General features: G+C 61.4%; 18 protein-coding genes. 4 read left to right on the forward strand and 14 right to left on the reverse strand.

Features of this window, described 5'->3' with window-relative positions; all coding sequences use genetic code 11:
- Window positions 1-463: 463 nt before the first annotated feature.
- A complete protein-coding gene (locus Q0H23_RS05905) occupies window positions 464-1933 on the forward strand; it encodes a fructose-specific PTS transporter subunit EIIC (protein ID WP_293836619.1) in 1470 nt (489 codons plus the stop codon).
- Between the two features lie 208 nt (window positions 1934-2141).
- Window positions 2142-2594 carry a fructose PTS transporter subunit IIA gene (locus tag Q0H23_RS05910; protein WP_293815006.1) on the forward strand — a complete coding sequence of 151 codons (453 nt, stop codon included), beginning with the start codon at window positions 2142-2144 and terminating at the stop codon, window positions 2592-2594.
- Window positions 2595-2781: 187 nt separating this feature from the next.
- On the opposite strand, the gene Q0H23_RS05915 is transcribed toward Q0H23_RS05910, so the two are convergent.
- Window positions 2782-3540, reverse strand: coding sequence for an SDR family oxidoreductase (locus Q0H23_RS05915; RefSeq protein ID WP_293836621.1), 759 nt, complete (start codon window positions 3538-3540; stop codon window positions 2782-2784).
- Window positions 3541-3847: 307 nt separating this feature from the next.
- Here Q0H23_RS05915 and Q0H23_RS05920 point away from each other — a divergent pair, with 307 nt between their 5' ends.
- Window positions 3848-4471: a hypothetical protein gene (locus Q0H23_RS05920; RefSeq protein WP_293836623.1), complete on the forward strand. Its 624-nt coding sequence runs from the start codon at window positions 3848-3850 to the stop codon at window positions 4469-4471.
- A gap of 155 nt (window positions 4472-4626) precedes the next feature.
- Here Q0H23_RS05920 and Q0H23_RS05925 read toward each other — a convergent pair whose 3' ends face one another.
- From Q0H23_RS05925 to Q0H23_RS05950, 6 genes are all read right to left on the reverse strand, one after another.
- Window positions 4627-5547 carry an alpha/beta hydrolase gene (locus Q0H23_RS05925; protein WP_293836625.1) on the reverse strand — a complete coding sequence of 307 codons (921 nt, stop codon included), beginning with the start codon at window positions 5545-5547 and terminating at the stop codon, window positions 4627-4629.
- 652 nt (window positions 5548-6199) lie between these two features.
- Window positions 6200-7342 carry a protein kinase gene (locus Q0H23_RS05930; protein WP_293836627.1) on the reverse strand — a complete coding sequence of 381 codons (1143 nt, stop codon included), beginning with the start codon at window positions 7340-7342 and terminating at the stop codon, window positions 6200-6202.
- 55 nt (window positions 7343-7397) lie between these two features.
- On the reverse strand, window positions 7398-7817 hold the full coding sequence (locus tag Q0H23_RS05935; RefSeq protein WP_293836629.1) for an XRE family transcriptional regulator: 420 nt from the start codon (window positions 7815-7817) through the stop codon (window positions 7398-7400).
- A gap of 42 nt (window positions 7818-7859) precedes the next feature.
- Complete coding sequence (locus tag Q0H23_RS05940) at window positions 7860-8513, reverse strand: FxLYD domain-containing protein (protein ID WP_293836631.1); 654 nt, start codon at window positions 8511-8513, stop codon at window positions 7860-7862.
- Between the two features lie 577 nt (window positions 8514-9090).
- Window positions 9091-11070, reverse strand: a complete 1980-nt coding sequence (uvrC, locus tag Q0H23_RS05945; protein WP_293836633.1) for an excinuclease ABC subunit UvrC — start codon at window positions 11068-11070, stop codon at window positions 9091-9093.
- 51 nt (window positions 11071-11121) lie between these two features.
- A complete protein-coding gene (locus Q0H23_RS05950) occupies window positions 11122-12018 on the reverse strand; it encodes a proline iminopeptidase-family hydrolase (RefSeq protein WP_293836635.1) in 897 nt (298 codons plus the stop codon).
- Window positions 12019-12331: 313 nt separating this feature from the next.
- On the opposite strand from Q0H23_RS05950, the gene Q0H23_RS05955 reads away from it, so the two are divergent.
- Window positions 12332-14011 (forward strand): ABC transporter substrate-binding protein, encoded by a 1680-nt coding sequence (locus Q0H23_RS05955; protein ID WP_293836637.1) that lies wholly within the window; start codon window positions 12332-12334, stop codon window positions 14009-14011.
- Window positions 14012-14130: 119 nt separating this feature from the next.
- On the opposite strand, the gene Q0H23_RS05960 is transcribed toward Q0H23_RS05955, so the two are convergent.
- The 7 genes from Q0H23_RS05960 to Q0H23_RS05990 all read right to left on the reverse strand — a co-directional run bounded on the left by Q0H23_RS05960 (window position 14131) and on the right by Q0H23_RS05990 (window position 21964).
- Window positions 14131-15120, reverse strand: coding sequence for a phosphoglycerate dehydrogenase (locus Q0H23_RS05960; protein WP_293836639.1), 990 nt, complete (start codon window positions 15118-15120; stop codon window positions 14131-14133).
- 90 nt (window positions 15121-15210) lie between these two features.
- Window positions 15211-16851, reverse strand: coding sequence for a dihydroxy-acid dehydratase (ilvD, locus tag Q0H23_RS05965; protein WP_293836641.1), 1641 nt, complete (start codon window positions 16849-16851; stop codon window positions 15211-15213).
- Window positions 16852-16985: 134 nt separating this feature from the next.
- A complete protein-coding gene (locus Q0H23_RS05970) occupies window positions 16986-18344 on the reverse strand; it encodes a PTS transporter subunit IIC (RefSeq protein ID WP_293836643.1) in 1359 nt (452 codons plus the stop codon).
- 40 nt (window positions 18345-18384) lie between these two features.
- On the reverse strand, window positions 18385-18663 hold the full coding sequence (locus Q0H23_RS05975) for a hypothetical protein (protein WP_293815028.1): 279 nt from the start codon (window positions 18661-18663) through the stop codon (window positions 18385-18387).
- 61 nt (window positions 18664-18724) lie between these two features.
- Window positions 18725-19789: an alcohol dehydrogenase catalytic domain-containing protein gene (locus tag Q0H23_RS05980; RefSeq protein ID WP_293815030.1), complete on the reverse strand. Its 1065-nt coding sequence runs from the start codon at window positions 19787-19789 to the stop codon at window positions 18725-18727.
- A 39-nt stretch (window positions 19790-19828) separates the two neighbouring features.
- Window positions 19829-20977: a galactonate dehydratase gene (dgoD, locus tag Q0H23_RS05985; protein WP_293815032.1), complete on the reverse strand. Its 1149-nt coding sequence runs from the start codon at window positions 20975-20977 to the stop codon at window positions 19829-19831.
- Window positions 20978-21964, reverse strand: a complete 987-nt coding sequence (locus Q0H23_RS05990; RefSeq protein ID WP_293815034.1) for a phosphoglycerate dehydrogenase — start codon at window positions 21962-21964, stop codon at window positions 20978-20980.
- Window positions 21965-21973: the final 9 nt, after the last annotated feature.

The raw sequence follows: 21973 nt of genomic DNA on the forward strand, positions 1-21973 counted from the left end.
GTGCAATATCAATGCAATCTAGCTGAAACAAATCGCCCAAGAAAAACTTTATTCCGCTACAGTGGTCCGGATTAGGACGAACGGGGTGCGCCAACGACCGAGGCCGCGTTCGAAACCGACTACGCGTCGACAACCGACACCACGCTCGCAGCCGACTCCGCAGCGGCGACAGAGACCCGTCTGCGCGTTTGGCGGAAAGTCGAAATAATTCTTGACTTTCTCTTCGGTTTTACTTTTCCCAGTAAATGACTAGGGTTAACGGTTTAACCAATTTCCAACGTTTCCCAAGGTAGAACAACGTTTACCGACAAATTCTTGTCGCGAATTCACCCACGGGATACTTTCTTTAGCGACCGAAACCCAAATCGGCCGCACCATCCGTGGCACCAAGTCCGGCACCAGATCCGGGCGCCACGCCCCTTTCCAGAGGACCAGTGCAAACCGGTATATGAAGGAGGAGAACGTGAAGATCGTAGGAGTTAGCGCCTGCACCGTCGGCATTGCGCACACCTACATGGCTAAGTCCGCCATGGAGGAGGAGTGCAAGAAGCGCGGTTTCGAGTGCAAGATCGAAGCGCAGGGAGGCATGGGCATCGAGGACGAGCTCTCCCAGGAGGACGTCGACTCGGCTGACCTCGTCATCCTCACGACCGACGTGGGCATCGAGGGCGAGGACCGCTTCGAGGCCAAGAAGGCCGAGGGCCGCTTCCACAAGGCCGGCACCGCCGACGCCATCTCTGATGCCGCCGCTGTGATTGATGCCGCCATCGCCGCCGCCGGCATCGACGCCTCCGCGCCCGCCGTCGCCGAGAAGGCCGCCGAGCCCGTCGAGGCCGCCAAGGTCAGCGCCGCCCCCGGTGGTCCCAAGGCCGCTTCCAAGGAGTCCATCTTCGCCGAGCCCGGCAAGACCCTGCTCAACGCCTTCAACACCGGCGTTAGCTACTTCATCCCCATCGTCGTCATCGGCGGCGTGTTCCTGGCCTTCTCCCTCGCCTCCGGCACCGCCGGCGCCAACGGCATGGAGGTCACGAACCCGATCATGGTGAGCCTCAACACCATCGGCATGGCTGGTATCTCCACCATGATCCCGGTGCTGGCCGCCTACATCGCCTACTCGATGGCCGGCAAGCCCGCCCTCGCGCCCGGCTTCGTTCTTGGTTATCTGGTTAACAACGCCGTCACCACGCCGAGCGGCGCTGCCGTCTCCACCGGCTTCCTCGGCGCGATGATCATGGCCGTTCTCTGCGGCTACTTCGTCCGCTGGATGAAGACCTGGAAGGTCAACGACACGATCAACACGATCATGCCGATTCTGATCATCCCGATCCTGACCTCGCTCGTGCTCGGCATGGCCTACATCTACATCCTGGCCACCCCGCTCGGCTTCGTCATGGACTGGCTCACCAACGCGCTCGGCAGCCTCCAGGGTGGCTCCGCCGTCATCCTCGGCCTCGTCATCGGCGTCATGACCGCGTTCGACATGGGCGGCCCCATCAACAAGACCGCTTCCACGTTCACCATGGCCCTCATGGCCTCCAGCGTCTACGGCCCCAACGGCATGTTCCGCGTCGCCGTCGCCGTCCCGCCGCTGGCCTGCGGCATCGCCTCCCTCGTCGCCAAGAACAAGTTTGACGACGCCGACCGTCAGATGGGCATCTCCGCCATCTTCATGGGCTGCATCGGCATCACCGAGGGCGCCATCCCGTTCGCGGTCAAGGACCTCGGCCACACCCTCCCGGGCATCTGCATCGGCTCCGCCGTGGGCGCCGCGCTGGCCGCCTTCCAGGGCATCGACTGCTACGTCCCGCACGGTGGCTTCATCGTGGCCCTCGCCACGAACAACGTGGCTCTCTTCTGCCTCGACATCGTGATTGGTGCCCTCGTGGGCGCCGCAATCCTCGTCGCCATGAAGCCGAAGCTCGAGCAGAAGTAAGTTAACTCTCTGCACCTTTTGGACCCTGTCGGCTCACCGGCAGGGTCCTTCTTTGGTTAAATATCCTGTGTTATACTGCCCCGCCGGTCGGGCGCGCGAGGCACCGCAGCCGTTCGCGCGAAGCAGCAACCCAGCAAGCCAGGCAGCAGATCCGCCAGCCAGGCAGCAGCTGCCCACCGGCAAGACACGTGAAGAAAGGTATGCACCAATGGCTTTCGTCAACGAGAAGAACGTCCTGCTCCACCAGAATGCCGCCAACAAGGACGAGGCACTCCGCACCATCGCGGACTATGCCGCCACGCTCGGCCTCACCGATGACGCCGATGCCGTCTACGACGCCTTCCAGGCTCGCGAGGACATCGACAAGACCGGTATGGTCGATGGCTTCGCCGTGCCGCACTGCAAGAGCGACGCGGTCAAGGACGCCGCCGTCATCATCTTCAAGAACGAGCAGCCCGTCGAGTGGCCGAGCCTCGACGACAAGCCCGTTGACATCGCCATGGCGCTTCTCATCCCCGAGGGCGAGGCCGGCACCACTCACCTGCGCCTTCTCTCCAAGTCCGCCGTCCTGCTCATGAACGCGGACTTCAAGGCGACCCTGCGCGGCTCCGATGACGCCGCCCAGATCGCCCAGGCGCTGAACGAGGGCCTCGGCCTGTAAGGTTTTGGGCAAGCGCCCATAACACGCGTTAACAGCAGCGGGCCCGGAGAAATTCCCCTCCGGGCCCGCTTTTTCATGTGTATCGTGCGAACTTCGCCGGCGACTCGCTCCGGGCGCCTCGCGCGCGTGGGGCAGCCCGGGCGCCTCGCGCGAGACGGCCGGTCCGACGGCCCGCTTGAACAACCTCCTAGAGCATGGCTCCGAAGTCACTCACGAGGATCTGGCCGGTGAGAGCGCGGGATTCGTCGCTTGCCAGGAACAGCGCGATGTTGGCGACGTCCTCCGGCATGCAGGGCTGCGTACGGAGATTGGAGTGCGTGGCCATGGCGCCCATCATGTCGGCGTCCATGTCGGCGGCGGTGGTGCCGGCGACCATCGGGGTCACGATGGTGCCCGGGCAGATGGCGTTGCAGCGGATGCCCTCAGCCTGGAAGCGCAGGGCGGTGTGCTTGGTCACGCCGATGACGGCTGCCTTGGTGGAGACGTAGACGGCGCCGCCGCAACCCTTCTCGCCCGCGACCGAGGCGATGTTCACGATGGCCGCGCCGGCAGACATACGCTTGGAAGCAGCGCGCATGCAGCGCATGGTACCCTTCTGGTTGGTCTCGATGATGCGGTCGAGGTCCTCGTCAGTGAAGCGGTCAACGGGCTTGAGGCCGGACTCAAGGATACCGGCGTTGTTCACGAGGACGTCAATCCTGCCGTACTTCTCCTCCACGGCGGCCATAAGGCGCTCGGGGTCCTCGGCCTTGGAGATGTCAGTGGCCATGACGAAGGTCTTGCCGCCGGCAGCCTCGATCTCGCCCGCGACCTCCTCGAGCGCGGCCTCGCGACGGGCGGTCATGACGACGGTGGCGCCCTCGGCGGCGAAGAGCTTGGCGATGGCGGCACCCACGCCGGAGTTAGCGCCCGTAACGACAGCGACCTTGTTCTCGAGCCTGTTCATGGTGATTCCCCTTTCATTGCAATGAACGACGGAGAGGACGTTAGAGCAAACGCTCGGACGAGCCCGCATCGCTTCGGTATGCGGCGCACCGGTCCTCGGCGGGCGTTAGCTCGAAATAACGCCATCGCGCCAGGCCACCACTCTCCTTGGTATGTCAACCGAACAGAAGTCCCAATTATGCGAACGGCGTTCATTTAACGGTTTTATGCCGTTAGCTGCATTATCCCTTCTTTCCCCCACACCACAGCGTTGGCAACTGTTATGCTCTCCCCAAAATAGTCTTAATATCTGCAAAGGAGGTGCAGCCATGAGCCAGTCGTTCACTTGGATCAACTTCTCGAAGAGGGAGTATCTGAATCCCGTTCCCTTCAAGAATGATGTCAAGTGGCCCTGTTTCCACCACGTGGGAGCCGAAAGCACGAATGCGGTGCTCACCCTCATGGCTGATGAATGGCGCGGCGACGTTATCGCTTTGGTTGGCGATGCCACCGGCCTCGAGTTCTATGAGCACAAGAACTGTCCCGCGAGCATGCGCCGTCTGCTCGAGCTCACCGAGGGCGAAGGGCCCTGGCGCTATGCAGCGCTCTGGTTCTCGGACGTCTCCGGAAGGTTCAAGTGCGCAAAAGACAAGGTTGGCCGTCAGCGCGTAGGCGAGGGCGAGGGCGCTTATCTGGAGAAGCTGCCGTTCGAGGGGACCTTCGACAAGGACATCGTGGTCTACCCCTACATCGTGAACGAAACGACCAACGAGTACTACAAGCGCAAGCCTAACCACGCAGACGATGATCCGTTCAGCGACCTGATGATGGTTCATAGCCCTTCGTTTATGGGCGAGGACGTGGGCATTTGGATTGGTGACGACGTCCATCCGGCCAAGGAACCGCCTGTTGGCGACTATCGGGATATCACCGACGTCTATACGGTGGAGTAGCCCAGCGAGATTACGTACCGCACGCCACGCGTGCCACGCACGCCGGAATCACCGCACTGAGTATCACGCAGCAAGGAAAAGCCGCGACGGCCCGAGCACGGGTTGCCGCGGCTCTTTTTTTGAATAGCGCCGCCGGTTTGCGCAGCGTCGTAGCCCTACCCTCTCACGCAACGGCGAATAAAGTCCTCGTAAACGTCGATTGCCTTAGGAACGTAAAACTCGGAGCCACCGTGATCTCCGCCCTTGATGAGCACGAGCTCGGCCTTGCGCCCCTGGGCTCGGAGCAAGTCGTAGAAATCTGTCGACACCTCGCAGTTGACCATGCGGTCCTTCGTACCGTGAACGATAAGCACGGGAGGCATCGGCGTCTCCGACGAAAGATGGGTGTCGACAGAGATGCGATAGCGAAGCTCGGGGTTTTCGCGCAGGCTGCCACCAGCAAGCGCGCCCTCCGGGCTTGTCAGCGAGCCCGCATTGAGCGTTGTGGGATACCCGTCCTCGCGGAGGAAGCTCACCGCTCCGTAGAAATCGAGAACGCCTCGAACGGGAAGATCGGCAGCGGGAGACCCGTTCTCATCAGGAAGAAGGGTCGCGAGAACGGCCGTGTGTCCACCCGAAGAAGAGCCGCCGATAACGATTTTGTCCGAATCAACCGAGAGCTCGTCCGCGTGCTCGGCAACGAACCGAACGGCCGCCTGCGCGTCGTGAACCTGCGCCGGAAAACACGCCATCGAGGAGTCACGATACTCGACCACGGCAACCACGATGCCTCGCTCGGCAATCCTCGCCAGCTGAGGCAGGTTCTTGTAGCAGTCCTGTTTTCTCCAGGCAGAACCCTGAACATAGACGAGGCACGGATAGGCAGGATGCTCCCCCGCTGCCTTCGCTTTGAGCGAGTTGCGGCACATGGGAATCAACAGCTGAAGGTGCAGCTTGTGATCCCCGCGACGGAGATAGGGAACGTCCGGCACATAGCGAGAACCTGGCTCGTCGCCCGTCGTCGCCAGCACGCGCGCGCCATCAGGCAAGCCATCGTACTCGGGAAACTCCTCGTAACCCCACGCCCTCGTCTCCATGCGGACCTCCGCTCGCAGTCGAATACCAGCTTGATTGTCGCATGTGACACGTTCCTGCGCACTCACCCGCTCCTCAAACGAAACCAGTTTGATTGCCGCATGCGACACGTTCCTGCGCACTCACCCGCCCCGCAAACGAAAAAAGCGCTAAGTAGGGGGCTAATTCGCAGTGGCGCGAGTAGACCCGATTTAAGGGAGTTTCGGAGCTGGGGTTTTGCAGCACGAAACCGTTGTCTACTCGACAGACCCCAGATTAGCCCCCTACTTAGCGACTTTTACAAATCGAGGGCCAATGCTGACGTGCAAAACAATGGCTCGCCGCCCACAAAACGACAACTCGCCGGCTGCAAATACCGGCCGCAGGACGACATGCCGCCACCCGCAAAAAACGAGCCCCTACTCGGCCCGAAACACGACGACCTACCGCCTGCAAATGCCGACAAAAACAATGAGCAGCAGCCAGGCAACAACGAAGACTCCGACGCTCACAGCCCGAGCTCGCTTGCGGCCCCAGCGCCGCAGAAAGCCAACGTTCGCAAACAACCACCGCTTATCGAGAAGGACCCAGCCACACACCAGCACCATGCAGGGAAAGAACAGCGCGAACCCATAAACGTTGAGCCAGAGCGGGCCAGCGACATAGTACTTTTCGTCAAACAGGCAAATCGCGCAAGAAAAAAAGAATGATTGCGGCAGTGAGACATACGAAAACGTTCCTCACGCTCCAAAAGCTCGGCACCGAAGCGCTGACGTAGCGTTCCCTCATCTCGGCAAGCGTCATGGCAAGCGAGCGAGATCGATCCCCAGACCTTCCGAAATGCATGCGCAAGCGCCCATCGGCAGCCCCGGGAAGCTCATCGCGCATCTCGGCCACGCTTTGATAGCGGCCATCGGGATCTAGAAAGGTGGCCTTTGTTATTACGCTGCGCCAAGCAGGCGAAACCTCGGCGCAGGCAAAACCGCATTCCCGATCAGCCGGGGTGGCCTCTCGCCCAGTCAGGCAGAAGAACGTGAGCATACCCAGGGCATAGACATCGCTGCGGACATCAGTCTGGCCAAAGCCGTACTGCTCGGGCGGGGCATAGGAGCGAGTCCCGAAATGCGTAGTGTCGGCCTCCTCGCCCTCGCGCCAAACGCGCGCAATGCCGAAGTCGATGAGCACGGGGCAGCACGAACGCGAGGCAGATCGCGGACTCGCAGCGGAACGCGAACGCACAGCAGGTCGCGGACTCGCAGCGGAACACGGACGAACATCAGGGCAGATGACGTTGCTGGGAGTGAGGTCGCGATGGACCAACGGCGACTCAAGCGCGCCATGCAGCTCTGAAACCGCATCACAAATCGCGGGGACGAGCTCGCGCGCAAGCGTGTCGCGATTACCAGGCGAGGCATCCGCGACCACCTGCGCGAGTGTCCGCCCCTTGACGTATTCGAGGAGCACTTCAAGAGAACCGCCGTTCTCGCGGCAGTCAACGATGCGCGGAAGCTGACAAAAGCGCATGCCTTGGCGCTGCAGCCCAAAGAGTTCAACGTACGCACAGCCAAGGCCGCTCCCCTGAGAAATGACCTTGCGTACGTACGGGCCGAGCTCAGTCCCCGCGGCAGTCCTCAGCCATACGAGCTCCGTCACCTCGGCGGGAGTGCGCTTGAGCGTGCGCTCCACACGATAGGCGTCCGCGGACGCAGAAGGAGAGGTGGCGGCGCCAAACACGTCCTTCAGCTGCTCGTGTATGTCATCAGTCGTCTCGATATCCATAACCCCACAATAGCAGGCGAGCGGGACACTAATTCGCATCCCGCTCGTCATGTTCACAATCAATCACACGCCGGACAATACCGTACCGCCGCCGTCAGCAAATCGTCTCTTCCCCAAAGCGATAGAGTTCCTCGTTCACTCGCTGGAGAGAGCACCCTCGCTCGAGGCAAAAGATGATGATCGCATCTCGACGGCTCTTGCTGTACAGTGAGCTCACCCCGCCCGCCTCGAGCATGCGGTTGGTCTCGCGCAGGGTCAGCGCCATCGCGAAGGCGATCTGTAGCAGCTTGTTGCGGCTGGGATTACGCGTGCCCATGAAGATCTGATAGCCAAAGGTCTCGTTGAGGTTTGCCATACGCACGACCTGCGCACGCTCGAGGTTCTTCTCCGCGAGAAGGGCATTGAGGTAGTCAGGGAGCGACGGCTCACCAAGATGATGAGAGTCGAGAAACGCATCGATGTCGGGTGCCTCGAGCAGCTCCGCGAGGAGCTCCTCCGTTAGTCTTTGGGCCATCTTGCCCCCTCTCCACGAAACCGTGAGCGTCAGACGACGGCGCTAGAAGCCAGTGACGTCAGCCAGCTTGTAGGAAGCGACCTTAGCCTGGTCGTACATGCCAACCGCCTCGAACTTCCAGGTTCCGTTGGCATCAAGATTGCTGGTATTGGCGTACGCCGCTCCAATCTGGTTGCCATCGCCATCGAACAGGTTATAGCTAACGCTGACGTAGCCGAGCTGAGAATCCGTGAGATTGGTGAACGTGCCGCTGATGGTCGTGGTGAAGTCATCGCCGGTCATCTGCTCGTCGGCGATGGAGTACTTGTCGGCCGCGCCGGACTCCGCAGACGTGCTCGCGGCGGCAGCCGAAGAGCCGTCCTCGGTCGAGATGGTGCCCTTCGTCGCCTCGTCGATGGCGGAGGAGTAGGCGCTCTGCGTGCCGAGGACGATGGCAATGGCGAGGACGTTCACGATAACGGCGGCAATGGAGAAGCCTCGGCCACCCTTCTTGCCGCGCAGCACGCCCACCAGCCCGATGACCGCAAAGACCGCGCCAACGAGCGCGAGAACGAACGATAGGTTGTTAATGATGGGCAAGAACGACGTGACGAGAGCAATAATGCCCAGCACAAGGGCAACGATCGACGCGGCTGACTTGCCCTTCTGCGGATTGTTTGTCTGCTGCGTCTTGTCCTGAGCCTCGGTAGCTTCCATGGAGTCTTCCTTCCTGTTGGGGCTAAACATGAGCCCATCCTAGGAAGCGAAGCGCGCGATTTCATTAGCTGAGAGCTAATTTGTCCCTTATATAACACTTTAAAGCACTACACACATCGCGTGGCGAAGCGGCAGGCAACCAGCTGGCCGGAGCTTGGATGCAGCCCCTCGGGATACCGACGCTGGCGAGAGGTGCCCTTCGCGCACTCACCCGAGAAGTATGGACATGGATTGAGGCTCGCCGAGTAGTCCCCTATCTGACCGCCTGCGACCTGGGGTTTTGCGATTCAAAAACGCCGCCTACTCGGCAGATCCGAAATCATGTCCATACTTCTCAAGCGAGCTGGATGCGAACGACAAATTCGAGCACGGAGAGGAACGGCACAGCCATTGGTTCGCCCCGCCATGCGAAAAGAACGCCAAGTAGGGGGCTAATCCGCAATGCTCCAAGTAGACCACATTTAAGGGAGTTCGCGACCTGGGGTTTTGCAGCGCAAAATGGCCTTCTACTTGGCCGGTCCCGGATTAGCCCCCTACTTAGCGAGTTTTTCAAGCCAAAGGGGCATCTGCCGCCCTCTTATACCTCAACGTCCTCGTCGTTCGCAACCTCGCGCGAGGAGTCAAGCTCGGCGTCCCAGGCGCGCAGCGTCTCGTAAACCTCGCGCGCGACATCGGCCGGAATGCCGGGAACGGCGGCGATGTCCTCCTCGCTTGCCTCGCGCAGACGCTTCATGCTGCCAAACGCCCGTCTCAGCGCGCGCTTGCGCTTCTCGCCCACACCGGGAATCTCGTCGAGGATCGAGACGGTCATCGCCTTGTCGCGCAGCTCGCGATGGAAGGTGATGGCGAACCGGTGCGCCTCGTCACGCACACGTTTCACGAGGTAGAGCGAGGCAGAGCCGCTCGGCAGCACCACGGGCATCTCGTCCCACGGCACGAACAGCTCCTCGTCTGACTTGGCGAGGCCCGCGGCGGGGATGTCCAACCCGAGCTCCCCAAGCTGCTCGATGGCGGCCGTGAGCTGGGGCTTGCCACCGTCGAGGATGAGAAGGTCCGGGCGCGCGCCAAAGCGCTCATCCGCCATGCGCTCGGGGGCATAGCGCCTCGCGAGCACCTCGCTCATGGAGACGAAGTCGTTCGCCTCGTCGAGCTCCGCGCGGATCTTGAAGCGGCGGTACTGGCTCTTGTCGGGCTTCCCCGCCGTGAACACCACCATCGACGCGACGGTGTGCTTGCCGTGGATGGTCGAGATGTCGAAGCACTCGATGCGCATGGGTGGCTCGTCGAGGGCCAGGGCACTCTCGAGCTGCAGCAGAGCCTCGTTCGTGCGCTTGTCCTCGTAGCCCGTGCGCAGCTCGTATCGCGCGAGGTAGTGGCGTGCGTTGTTGCGAGCCATCTCCGCGAGGTGCGCCTTCTGGCCGCGCTTGGGCACGTGGAGCTCGACCACGCGGCCGCGACGCGCCGTGAGCCAGCCCTCGAGCGTCTCGGCATCCGCGAGCTCGACGGGCACGCAGACCTCGAGCGGAAGGTCGCTCGTCTGGTCGTAGTAGCGCTTGACGAAGCCGCTCGCCAGCTCCTCCTCGCCCACATCGAGGCCCTTGTCGAGCACGAACTCGCAGGTACGGCTCACGCGCCCTTCACGCACGACGAACACGCAGGCGCCCGCGATGGTCTCCTCGCGCCAGAAGCCGATGACGTCCACGTCCTGCGCGCTCCCGAGAACCACGCGCTGCTTGTCGTCGAGGCCATCGATCACCGCGAGGCGTCGCTTCACGCGGGCGGCACGCTCAAAGTCGAGGTCCGCCGCGGCCTCCGCCATCTCGGCCTTGAGCTCGGAGACGAACTCTCCCCTGTGGCCCGCGAGAAAGCGCTCGACCTGACTCACGTGTGTGGCGTACTCCTCGGGCGTGATGCAGCCGGCGCACACGCCCGGGCCGCGCCCCACGTGGTAGTCGAAGCAGGGGCGGCCGCTCTCCGCCTGGGCGAGGGCCACGACGTCCGTCTGCTCAGGGTGGGCCTCGAGCTGGCGGCGCACACGCTTCCACTCAGCACAGGTGGCGACGCACAGTGGCATCACCTTGCGCACCACGTCGATCGTGGCGCGGGCGGCGCGGGCGTCCGTGTAGGGGCCAAAGTAGCGCGTGTCCGGACGGTGGCGCTCGCGTGTGTACTTGATCGCGGGATAGACGTCGCCCTTGGTGAGCGCGATGTAGGGATAGCTCTTGTCGTCCTTGAGGTCGACGTTGAAGGGCGGGCGGTACTGGTGGATGAGGTTGATCTCGAGGACGAGCGCCTCGTGCTCCGAACCGACCACGACGTAGTCAAAGCTCGCCGTGGCCGCCATGAGGCGCGGCACCATGGGGCGCTCGTCCGTGAGCTGCACGTATTGACGCATACGGGCGCGCAGGTTCTTCGCCTTGCCCACGTAGAGGACGTTACCCTTGGCGTCCTTCCACAGGTAGCAGCCAGGGTCAGTGGGGACGAGGGCGACCTGCTCGGCGAGGGATAGGGCTGCCGATGCTTGCTCCTCGGGCTTCTCCCATGTCCTGTCCGCCATCACGTCTCCTCGCGCTCGTAGTCACGGAGGAAATTGTACCCGCCAGGCCGCCTACTCGTGGCGCTCGAGGAACTCCTCGACCGTGGCGTTGTACTCCTCGACGCGCTCGAGATGCACGCAGTGGGTGCCCTCGAGCAACGCCCATTCGGCACCGGGGATACCGTCGACGATCTGCTTGGAGATGAGCGGCGTCGCCTCGTCAGCGGTACCCGAGGTCACGAGCGTGGGAATGCAGATGTCGGCGAGCTTGTCCACGACGCTCCAGTGGCTGAGCTTGCCCGTCACCACGAACTCGCTCATGCCCTGCATCGTGTGATAGACCTCGTCGCCGATCGGGTCCGCGAAGGGCTTGCGCACGTTGTCCGGGCGCTCCGCTTCGGGCACCGCAGCGACGTGGCGGCGATAGTACTCGGCGCTCGCCGCCTTGACCTCAGGGCGCTCGTAGTCGCCGTCGATGTCGGCCTGGGCGAGGGCCTCCTCCATCTCGTGGGGCAGGTAGGAGCGCAGCCGAAGTGCCTCGCTCAGCCACAGGTCCATGTCGGCAGGCGAGCTCGCGACCACCATCGAGGCGACGCCGCTCGGGCGATGCGTGGCGTACTGGAGCTCGAGCATGCCGCCCCAGCTCTGGCCCAGCAGGTGCACGTGATCGAGGCCGAGGTGGCGACGCAGTTCGTGTAGCTCCTCCTCGAAGAGCTCGGCAGACCACATGTCCGGGTTGCTCGGCGTCTTCGAGTAGCCGCAGCCGATCTGGTCATAGTAGATGACCTGACGGTGGTACTTGCGCGCGAGCTCGTCGAGAGAGCGCAGGTACCAGTGCGTGTTGCCGGGACCGCCGTGAATGGTGAGCAGCGGCAGGCGTCCCAGGTCGTTCTCGCCCACGATGCGGTACCACGTCTTGTAGCCCTTGAAGGGCATATATCCCTTGACGACCTTGAGTTCCTCCGCCATTCGGCTCGCTCCTCTCATCAGCCCGGATCCCTCAGGGCCCGGGGCGCTGTCCTCATGCGCCGGCGGCTGGCTCCATCTCGCCCCGCGCCACGACGTCCTTCAAATTGGCCACCAATGCTAGCGCCCCTCCCGGCCGATCCCGCACAAGCCGCGCACGATGTAACGATGCGATTACAGTCAGGCGGCAACCGGGGTCGCCAACGACAGCAAGCCTATATTCACTCAAACGAACTAGGAATTCTCGCGCCGCATGCCGAGCGCACCACCGCCGGCTCTCAAATACGCGGTCGCGACACAGAGAAAGGGCGAATCCATGAACGAGAAGACCCCGCTCAACCACCTCATCACTCGTCGTGCGATGCTTGCCGGCAGCGCCATTGCCGCAGCGTCAGCACTCGCCGCATGCAAGAAGAACGACGCGGAGCAGGGCACAGACGGAGCGTCTGCCGCAGGCGGCACCCTCTCCTACCACATCGAGAGCCCCACGGGCATCGAGCCCTACACCCTCGAGGACGAGAACGCCGTCGCCGTCGCGTTCAACCTGTTCGACGCCCTTACCTACTACGACTACAAGACCGGCGAGCTCGTCGACCTCGTCGCCGAGAGCCACTCCCACAACGACACCGACGACGTCTGGACCTTCAAGATCCGTAAGGGCACGAAGTTCCACGACGGATCCGAGGTCACGGCAAAGTCCTTCAAGTACGCCTGGGAGCGCCTCTGCAGCCCCAACACCGCGGACCAGCCCTCGAACGTCTCCTACCACCTCGCGATGGTGAAGGGTTACAAGGACGTCGTCGCCGGCACCACGAACGACCTCGCCGGCGTGACCTGCCCGGACGACTACACGCTCCAGGTCGAGCTCTCCGCACCCTATGCGGACTTCGACTACGTCTGCGCGGCACCCGTCCTCTCGCCCATCCCCGAGGGCCTTGGCGCTGGCGACGGCTACAAGGACTTCTCCCTCGCGCCCGTGGGCAACGGTCCGTTCAAGATGAAGGGCCAGTGGGTCGATGGCCAGTACGTCGACACCGAGCGCTTCGATGACTACACGAACGGCGACATCGCCAAGCTCGACGGCGTCCACTTCGCCATCTACCGCGACTCCTACACCGCATACAAGGAACTCGACGCCGGCAGCCTCGACTGCTCGCTCGTGCCCATCACGGCCACCAAGGACGCCGAGAGCAGCTACGGCACCTCCGACGACGGCTACACCGCGACGCCCGGCAAGCAGTTCCTCGACGGGACCATGCTCTACACGCAGTTCCTCGCCTTCAACGTGAACGACCCGCTCACCAAGGACCCGCGCGTGAGGCAGGCGCTGTCCCTCGCGATCAACCGCCAGGCCATTTGCGACGCCATCTACGAGGGCTCCGCGAAGCCGGCGGACGACATCCTCCCCGAGGCGATCGAGGGCCACACCGAGGGTGCCTGGAAGTACGCTGCCTATGACCCCGAGCAGGCTGGCAAGCTCCTCGACGAGGCAGGCTATCCGGCGGACGCGGACGGCAAGCGCAATATCTCGTTCAAGTTCATGACGAACGCGGCGAACACCCAGGACGAGTACCAGTCGATGCAGTCCGACTGGGCCGAGCTCGGCATCGACGTGGAGATTGACAAGGTTGAGTACGCAGCCATGTACCAGAGCTACCTCGACGGCACCTACACCGTGGGCGCCCGCGCCTGGTACGCCGACTACCCCATCGCCGACAACTATCTGTACCCGATGTTCTACACCGGCCGCGACGACAACGTGAGCCACTTCTCGGACCCGACGTACGACGCCATGATCGACAAAGCGCGTTCCGTCGCAGACCATGACGAGCGCGTGAAGGCCATGCAGGAGTGCGATGCCTACGTGGCGGAGCTCATGCCCTACGCGCCGCTCAACTACCGCGCCCTCGCGCGCTGCGCCTCGAACAACGTCGAGACGCTCACGGTGACGCCGGGAATCCTCCCGCTGCTTGACGAGGCGGAGCTCAAGGCCTAGCCACGGCCGCGGAGCAATCGCATCGGCGCGCGAAGCGCACGCCCGTATGACACGTCCGCGCGCAAACCCAAGCGGGGCGGCAGCACAACGCTGTCGCCCCGCTTCTTTGTGGCACCGCGCTAACGGCTGTAGAACTGCCCAAGCGACGTGACGACGTTGGGCGGCACGCATCCGTCCATGAAGGCGATGACGTTATCGGCCACGGCCATACCCATGCGATAGTTTGCCTCGTACGTGGCGGATCCCGCGTGAGGCGTCACGATGACGTTGGGAAGATCGAACAGCGGCGAGTGCTTAGGCGGCTCGCCCGCGTGTACGTCAGAGGCATAGCCGTAGAGCCTGCCCTCTGCGAGGGCCTTCGTGAGCGCCGAGTGACGAACGATGCCGTCACGAGACGTGTTGATGAGGATGGCGTCATCCTTCATCATGCGAAGCTCCTTGGCGCCAATGAGGTTCTCCGTCGCCTGGGTAAGCGGCGTGTGAATGGTCACAATGTCGCTTCGCTTCAAGAGGTCATTGAGGCTCGTGAAGATGAGGCCGGTCCTCGCCGCAGACTCATCCGGATTGATGTCATTGCCGAGGATATCGAGGCCAAAACCCATGGCCCTGCGCGCGACGGCCTGGCCGATGCGGCCAACGCCGATGATGCCGATGGTCTTGCCGTAGAGGCTATGCCCCGCGCGCTTGCGCCAGATACCATCCTTGAGCTCGGCGTTCATCTGCGAGAGATGGCGCTCGAGATCGAGGATGAGGCCAAAAGTAAGATCCGCGGTCTCCTCCACGTTGGCGTCCGGGGTGTTCGTCACAACGATTCCGCGGTGCTTGGCCTCGGAGAAATCGACATTGTTCACGCCAGAGCCGTGGCGCGCGATAAGCTTGAGGTTGGGAAGCCTGCGGATGACGTCCCCGTTGAAGTCGTCGTTACCCACGATAGCGACGTCCGCCTCATACGCATGCTCGAGAATCTCCGCCTTCGTGAGGACGCGGCCCGTCGGGTTGACCCAAACCTCGCACCCGGCAGCCTCCAAGCGCTCCAGCGGCTCCTTGGTAAAAACACCAAATGTGGCAGCACAGGAGAAGACTTTGAGGTGAGATTTGACAGCGAACATGGAGGTTCCTCGACGATGGTTTGGCTAAAGACAGTCTAGTAGATGAGAAGCCAGCGGCCCGGGAAAACCCAGGCCGCCTACTTAATTACGTTATGCGAGCACAGCACCCGTCTTTGCGGAGCCGACCTGCTTTGCGTACCTCGCGAGCAGGTTACCACCGTTCTCGTGGATGACCGGCTTCCAATCCTGCTTTCGACGAGCGAATTCATCCTCGGAGACCTCGACTTCGATGAGGTTCTTCATGAGGTCGACGTGAAGGATGTCCCCATCCTCGATGAGGGCAATGGGCGCGCCATCGAGGGCCTCCGGGCAGAGGTAGCCAACGGACAAGCCGCCAGATGCGCCAGAGAAGCGACCATCCGTGATAACGGCGGAGTTCGGGATGCCCTTCATGATCTCCGTCACGCGGTGAAGCTCCTTCATGCCAGGGCCACCCTTGGGACCCTCATAGCGGATAACAACGCCGGTACCAGCGACGATGCGACCCTCGTTGTAGGCCACGAAGGCCTCGTCCTCGGAATTGAAGACCATGGCGGGCCCGCTCCAGACATGCTGGTCAGCAGGCACGGCACTCGTCTTCACAAGCGCACCCTCAGGAGCGAGGTTGCCATAGAGCACCTGAATGCCGTTGGCGATGGAGGCAGGATCGTCCTGGGTGCGAACCACAGAGCGGTCGATGTGAATCTTGTCGGTAAGGTTCTCACCAAGGGTCTTGCCCGTCACGGTCATGACCGTGGTGTCCAAGTCGCCTTCGATGGTCTTGAGAACCGCGGGGACGCCACCGGCCTTGTAAAGGTTGACGCAGGAGATATCGCCGTTGGGGACGACGTTGCAGACAACCGGCGTGTGCGACGTAGTCTCCGCAACCTGGGCCCAGGTGCACTCGAGACCAAGCTCGTGAGCGAGCGCGGGCAGGTGGATGAGCGCGTTGAGTGAACCGCCGACGGAGGCAAGGAGCTTGACCGCGTTATCGATCGCCGCCTGCGTCATGATGTCGCTCGGCTTGATGTCGCGGCGGACAAGGTCAACGACGGCAGCACCGGTCTGGCGCGCCGAGAAGCGACGCTGGCTCGTGGAGCTCGGCCAAAGGGCACCCATGGGCAGCATCATGCCGAGACCCTCGGTGAGGCAGCCCATGGTGTTGGCGGTGCCAAGGAACGGGCAGATGCCGGGGCCGGTGTAGTACTTGAGCGTGCCCTCGATGACCTCGCGCTCCGTAGCCTCGCCGCGGAGGAAGCGCGCGCGGAGGGCCTTGGACTCGGAGGGCTTGATCTCGTCGTAGCAAGGGCCAGCCGTCACGAGGGCGGAGGGAAGGTCGATGCGAGCGGCGGCCATGAGCATCGCGGGGATGATCTTGTCGCAAGAGCCCATATAGACAACGCCATCGAAGCAACCCTCGCCCACGATCATGGCCTCGCAGGAATCCGCGATGACCTCACGGTGAGGTAGGCAGTAGCGCATGCCCGCGTGGCCCTGGGCAACGCCGTCGCACATGCCGATGGTGTTGAACTCGATGGGCTCGCCACCCGCCTCGAGGATACCCTTCTTGACCTCGGCGGCGAGCTGCCTCAGCGGCTCATGGCCAGGGCAGACCTCATTCCAGCTGTTCGCGATGGCGATCAGCGGCTTGTCCGGGTTCTCGAGCGAATCGATGGAGATACCAGCGGCAGCGAGATGCGCCTTGGAGATAGCGCGCTGAAACGGCTCAAGCTGGTCAATCTTGCGAAGCATATGGACTCCTTTTCCGGTGTTCGGATTCAAGGCCTCATGGAACCATCGACCCAGATGGGCCCATGAGGCCTTCCCGCGCGCCGCAGCGAGCGTCAGGCAGCGCGCGGGAAAGCTGAGAAGAAAGGCGATGGAGCTTACTTCTCCGCCTCGGCCGCCTTGGCGTTGCGCGGCTTGTAGTAGAACTTGTAGATCATCCAGAAGCCAACGGCGAAGAGGATGGTGAGGGGAACGAAGACGAACCAGTTGCCCTCAACGGCCATGACGACGTCCCAGATGAAGGGGCCGGCCTTGAAGTAGGTGATGGCGGAGGCACCGGCAGGCATCTCGTAACCAACGCTAGCGGCAAGCTGGGTGAACAGGGGACCGATCGTCGTGGAGGAATACAGGCCAACGATGATGATGGGGATACCGGTGATGAAGGTCTTCACGATGTCGCCGCGGAAGAGGACCGCAGCACCGATGATGAAGGCGCAAAGATTGGCAACGTCGCCGAAGGGCAGGGTCTTGTTACCAGGCAGGACGATAGCGAGAAGAATCGTCACCGGGATGAGCAGGACGGACGAGGTAACAACGGCGGGGTTGGCCGTAAGGATGGGCCAGTCGAGACCGATGTTGAACTTGCGGCCCGGGAAACGCGCCTTCATGAAGGTGGTGGCAGCGTTGGAGATGGGCATCAGGGCCTCAGAGAAGAGCTGGGCGATACGCGGAAGAACGATGACGTAAGAGGCGACGGCAATGGCGATCTTGAGGCAGCCGGCAATGTCCTTGCCAGCCACGAGGCCGATGATGATGCCCATGACGATACCGATGACAGACGGGTCGCCGAGGAAGCCGATCTTCTTCTGGATGGCAGCGGCGTCATAGGTCTTGCCCTTGAGGAACGGAAGGTTATCAACAAGGTAGGCGATCGGCATCACGGGAAGCACGTTGGCAAGGCCGGAGTGCGTGCAGGTGACGTCGGGGATACCGGTGGAGTCCTGGACGTCCTTGGCGAAGAGGTCGCCAAGCTTGAGCTCGGCCACGACGAAGACGGACGCGACGACATACGCGAGAAGCAGGTTGCCGGTGGCCGTATAGGCGATGGCAGCGAGGAAGATCTTGGTCCAGACGTTCCAGAGGTCAACGTTCAGGGTATCGGTCCAGTTAAGGGCCAGCATGATGAGGTTGATGATGATCTGGAGCGGGAAGACGGTGGCAGCGAGCGGCCAAGCCCACGCAATCATGGAAGCAGGCGTCCAACCCACATCAATAAACTCAAGACCGGTGCCAGAGTTCTCCATCGCGGTCTGTGCGACCGGAGCGATGGTGCCAGAGAGGAGTGCGCTGTTAAGTGCGCTGATCGCCGTGAAGGCAATGCCGAGCATGACGCCAGCCTTGAAGGCCTTACCAGGCTTCATACCGAAGATAATGCCAATGATGAACATCACGATGGGGAGGAAAACCGAGGCTCCCAGCGAGACAATCCAGTTAACCACAGACGAGAGTACGTCCATCGAGACACTTCCTTTCCTTGTTGATCCTTATCTAGCCTTGCTAGTCCTTGACGATCTGATAAACCTGTTCGAGAACTGCCTCCTCCCCCATGCCAGTGAGAAGAGCAACACCGGGAACGACGGGGATATCCCCGCAGGAAATGTTGGGGTTGGTCGAAACGAGACAGTCGGCAACGAGGCCGCCGCCGTTGACAATGCCGTAGGTCGTCGTCTGCACGTCGCACTGGATGCCGCGCTCCTCAAGGTAGTCGCGAACCTTGGCGGCAATCATGGTCGAGGTTGCCACGCCGGAGCCACACACTGCATAGATCTTCTTCATGATTTGTCCTTTCCCTTTGGCGTCATTTACGCCGTTACTCCCTTTTGAAACGCAGAACTATCTACTCCCGAGTGGGATCGAGGATGACCTTGAAGCACTCACCCTTCCTCATGAGGTCAAAGCCTTCGTTGATTGCAGACAGCGGCAGACGATGGGTGATGACCTTCTCGGCGGGAATAAGCTCATCGACGAGGAGCTTCTCCGCAAGCTGGAACTGGCGCGGAGTCGAGCCGAACGAGCCGATAACATGAAGCTCGCTGTAGTGGATGAGGTTTCCGTCGACACCCAGCGCCGGGTCATCCTTGGGGAAGCCCGCGAAGAACTGAACGGTGCCGCCCTTGGCAGCAATCGTTAGCGCCTGAACCGCAGACTCCTTGGAAGTGTTAGCAACGCAGACCTTGTTTGCGCCCATGCCGTCCGTGACGGACATGACAAACTCGCGCAGATCACCATCGGTCTTGAGGCAGAAGTAGTGGTCCGCAACGCCCATCGCCTTCGCCTTCTCGAGACGCTCGGGCGAGCGATTGACGAGAATGATCTTCGAGGCACCCTTTAGGCGAGCGATCATCGCGTGGAGGATGCCGATGGAGCCGCTTCCAAGGATGCAAAGGGTATCGCCAAGACGAACGTCCAGCTCCTCCTCGCCATGAAGGGCAGAGACGGCAGGGTCGCCAAGAGCAGCGAGCTCGTACTTCTTTCCTTCGGGAATGTGGAAGACGGTTCCCGCCTCAATCGTCTTCTTCGGAATCTTCACGTACTCGGCAAAGGCACCGGGAAGGACGGTTCCGATACCAGGACGATCGACGCACAGGTTCTGGAGGCCGCGCTGGCAGTAGTAGCAGTGACCACAGGGAATGCCGGGATGGACGCTCAGACGCTCGCCAACCTTAACTCCCTCGACGTTTGCACCAACCTCGACGACATCGCCAGCAAACTCGTGGCCCAGGATCTGCGGAGTCTTGACCTTTGCATGGCCATGGAGATACGTGCGAAGGTCACTTCCGCAAATCGCCACAGCCCTGACCTTAAGCAGAAACTCATCGTCATTGATCTCGGGCTTAGGCACGCTCTCGTAACGAATGTCCTCGATGCCGTAGTAGACTCCGGCATTCATCATCTCGCTCATCTTCATCCTTTCGTCAACGTTCCTCGTGTTGATTACTCGCTACCACTCGGCAATGGCGCCGTCGTATGTTCTCCAGCGAGGATTGGTCCAGTTCAAGCCCTCCAGGCTCACCTTGCGGACCTTCTCCTCGTCGATCTCGATACCAAGGCCCGGACCCTGAGGGATGGGAAGATATCCCGACTCGAACTGGAAGATCTCCTTGTTCTTCACGAAGTCGAGGAGATCAAATCCCTGGTTGTAGTGAATCCCCAAGCTCTGCTCCTGGATAAAGACGTTCGGGGTGCAAGCGTCCAACTGAATGGTCGCCGCAAGAGCGATTGGGCCGTAAGGCGCATGAGGAGCAGCCGCCATGTCGTGTGACTCGGCAATGGCGCAGATCTTCTTGGCCTCCAAGATTCCGCCCGTAAGACCCAAATCCGGTTGAATCACCGAAACTGCGTCTTGTGCGAAGAGCTGCTTGTAGCCCCACCGCGTAATGAGCCTCTCGCCCGTGGCGATGGGAATGTTCGTCGACTTCGCAAGATCAGCCATAAGCTCGGTGTTCTCGGGAAGTACAGGTTCTTCGACGAACATCGGATGGAACTGCTCGAGCTCAGCGAGAAGCTGCTTCGCCATCGCCTTGTGAACTCGACCGTGAAAATCGATTCCGATATCGAGCTTGTAGCCGACCGTCTCGCGAATTGATGCGATTCGCTCAGCAACCTCCTCGACCTTGGAAAAAGAATCGATGTAGTGCATCTCCGAGCAGCAGTTCAGCTTGACGGCTGAAAAACCGCCCTCAAGTCTTTCGAGGGCCTGTGCCGCAGCATCGGAAGGACGGTCTCCGCCAATCCAGGAATAGACTCGGATGCGATCACGTGCCTTGCCGCCCAAGAGCTGGTACACGGGAGCGCCAAGAGCCTTGCCCTTGATATCCCAAAGAGCCATCTCGATGCCGGACACGCACGTCATGTGAACCGGGCCACCTCTGAAGAAGTAACGATAGAGGCACTGCCAAATGTCTTCAATCTCTTGCGGATCGCGACCGACCACATGCGTGCCCATGGCCTCTTCAAGGCAGGAAACAACAGCTTCCGTACGGGTTCCGGAAATGCACTCACCCCAGCCATCGATCCCCTCGTCGGTCATGATCTTCAAGAAGACCCATCGCGGCTTGAGACGGTAGATTTCAAATCCAGTGACTTTCATCTACGCCGACGCTCCCCCGAAAGTGATGAGGTTGGGAGGAGTCTTGCCCTGCTTGACCGCAATGACGTTGGTGACCGCGGTGTCGCCCATGCGCTGGTTCGATTCATACGTGGTACCAGCAACGTGCGGGGTCATGACAACGTTGGGCAGGTCGAAGAGCTCGAGCCATGCAGGAGGCTCAAAGTCATACACGTCAACGCCGTAACCACGGAGTGTGCCATCCTTAAGCGCCTTCGTAAGTGGCTCGACCTCGACACACTTGGATCGAGCGGTGTTGACCAGGATGGTGCCGGGCTTCATGAGCGAAAAGGCCTTCTCGTCAAGGAGATGGAACGTGCTCTCATCAAGCGGGACATGAAGGGAGATGATGTCGCAACTGGAGTAGATCTCCTCCTTGCTGACATACTTGGCTCCCATGGCCTTGACCTCGTCACGCTCCACCAGGTCATTAACCAGAATCTTGTCCGTGAAGCCCGTCGCTCTGCGGACGAAAGCGGTGCCAATCGCACCCGCGCCAATCACGCCGATGGTCTTATCGACCACATCCACGCCGGGATACTTGATCCACTCGTGGTTCTTGGTATGGGTGTTCAAGGTGTGAAAGTCGCGCGCAACCATGAGGGCAAGACACATCGCCGCATCCGCGACCTCGTCCTTGTTGGTTCCCGGAGCATTGGTGACAAGAATGCCCTGCTTCTTAGCCTGATCCTTATCGATGGCGTCAACGCCAACGCCATGCTTTGCAATGACCTTCATGTTGTGGAAGTGCTCGATGACGTTGGCGGGCACTTTGTCATTGCCAACGATAAGGGCGTCGCAATCGCCTGCGAACTCAATCATCTCCTCATTGGTGAGAGGACGGCCATACGGGTTGAGCTTAACTTCGCAGCCAGCAGCCTCAAGACGCTCGATGCTGCCCTTATAAAACTTGCCGAACGTTACCGCTGTTCCGGCAACTTTCCAGTGCTCACCGCTGTAATCCTTCATGGAGTTCCT

Source organism: uncultured Parolsenella sp., assembly GCF_934660935.1.
Taxonomy (GTDB): Bacteria; Actinomycetota; Coriobacteriia; order Coriobacteriales; family Atopobiaceae; genus Parolsenella.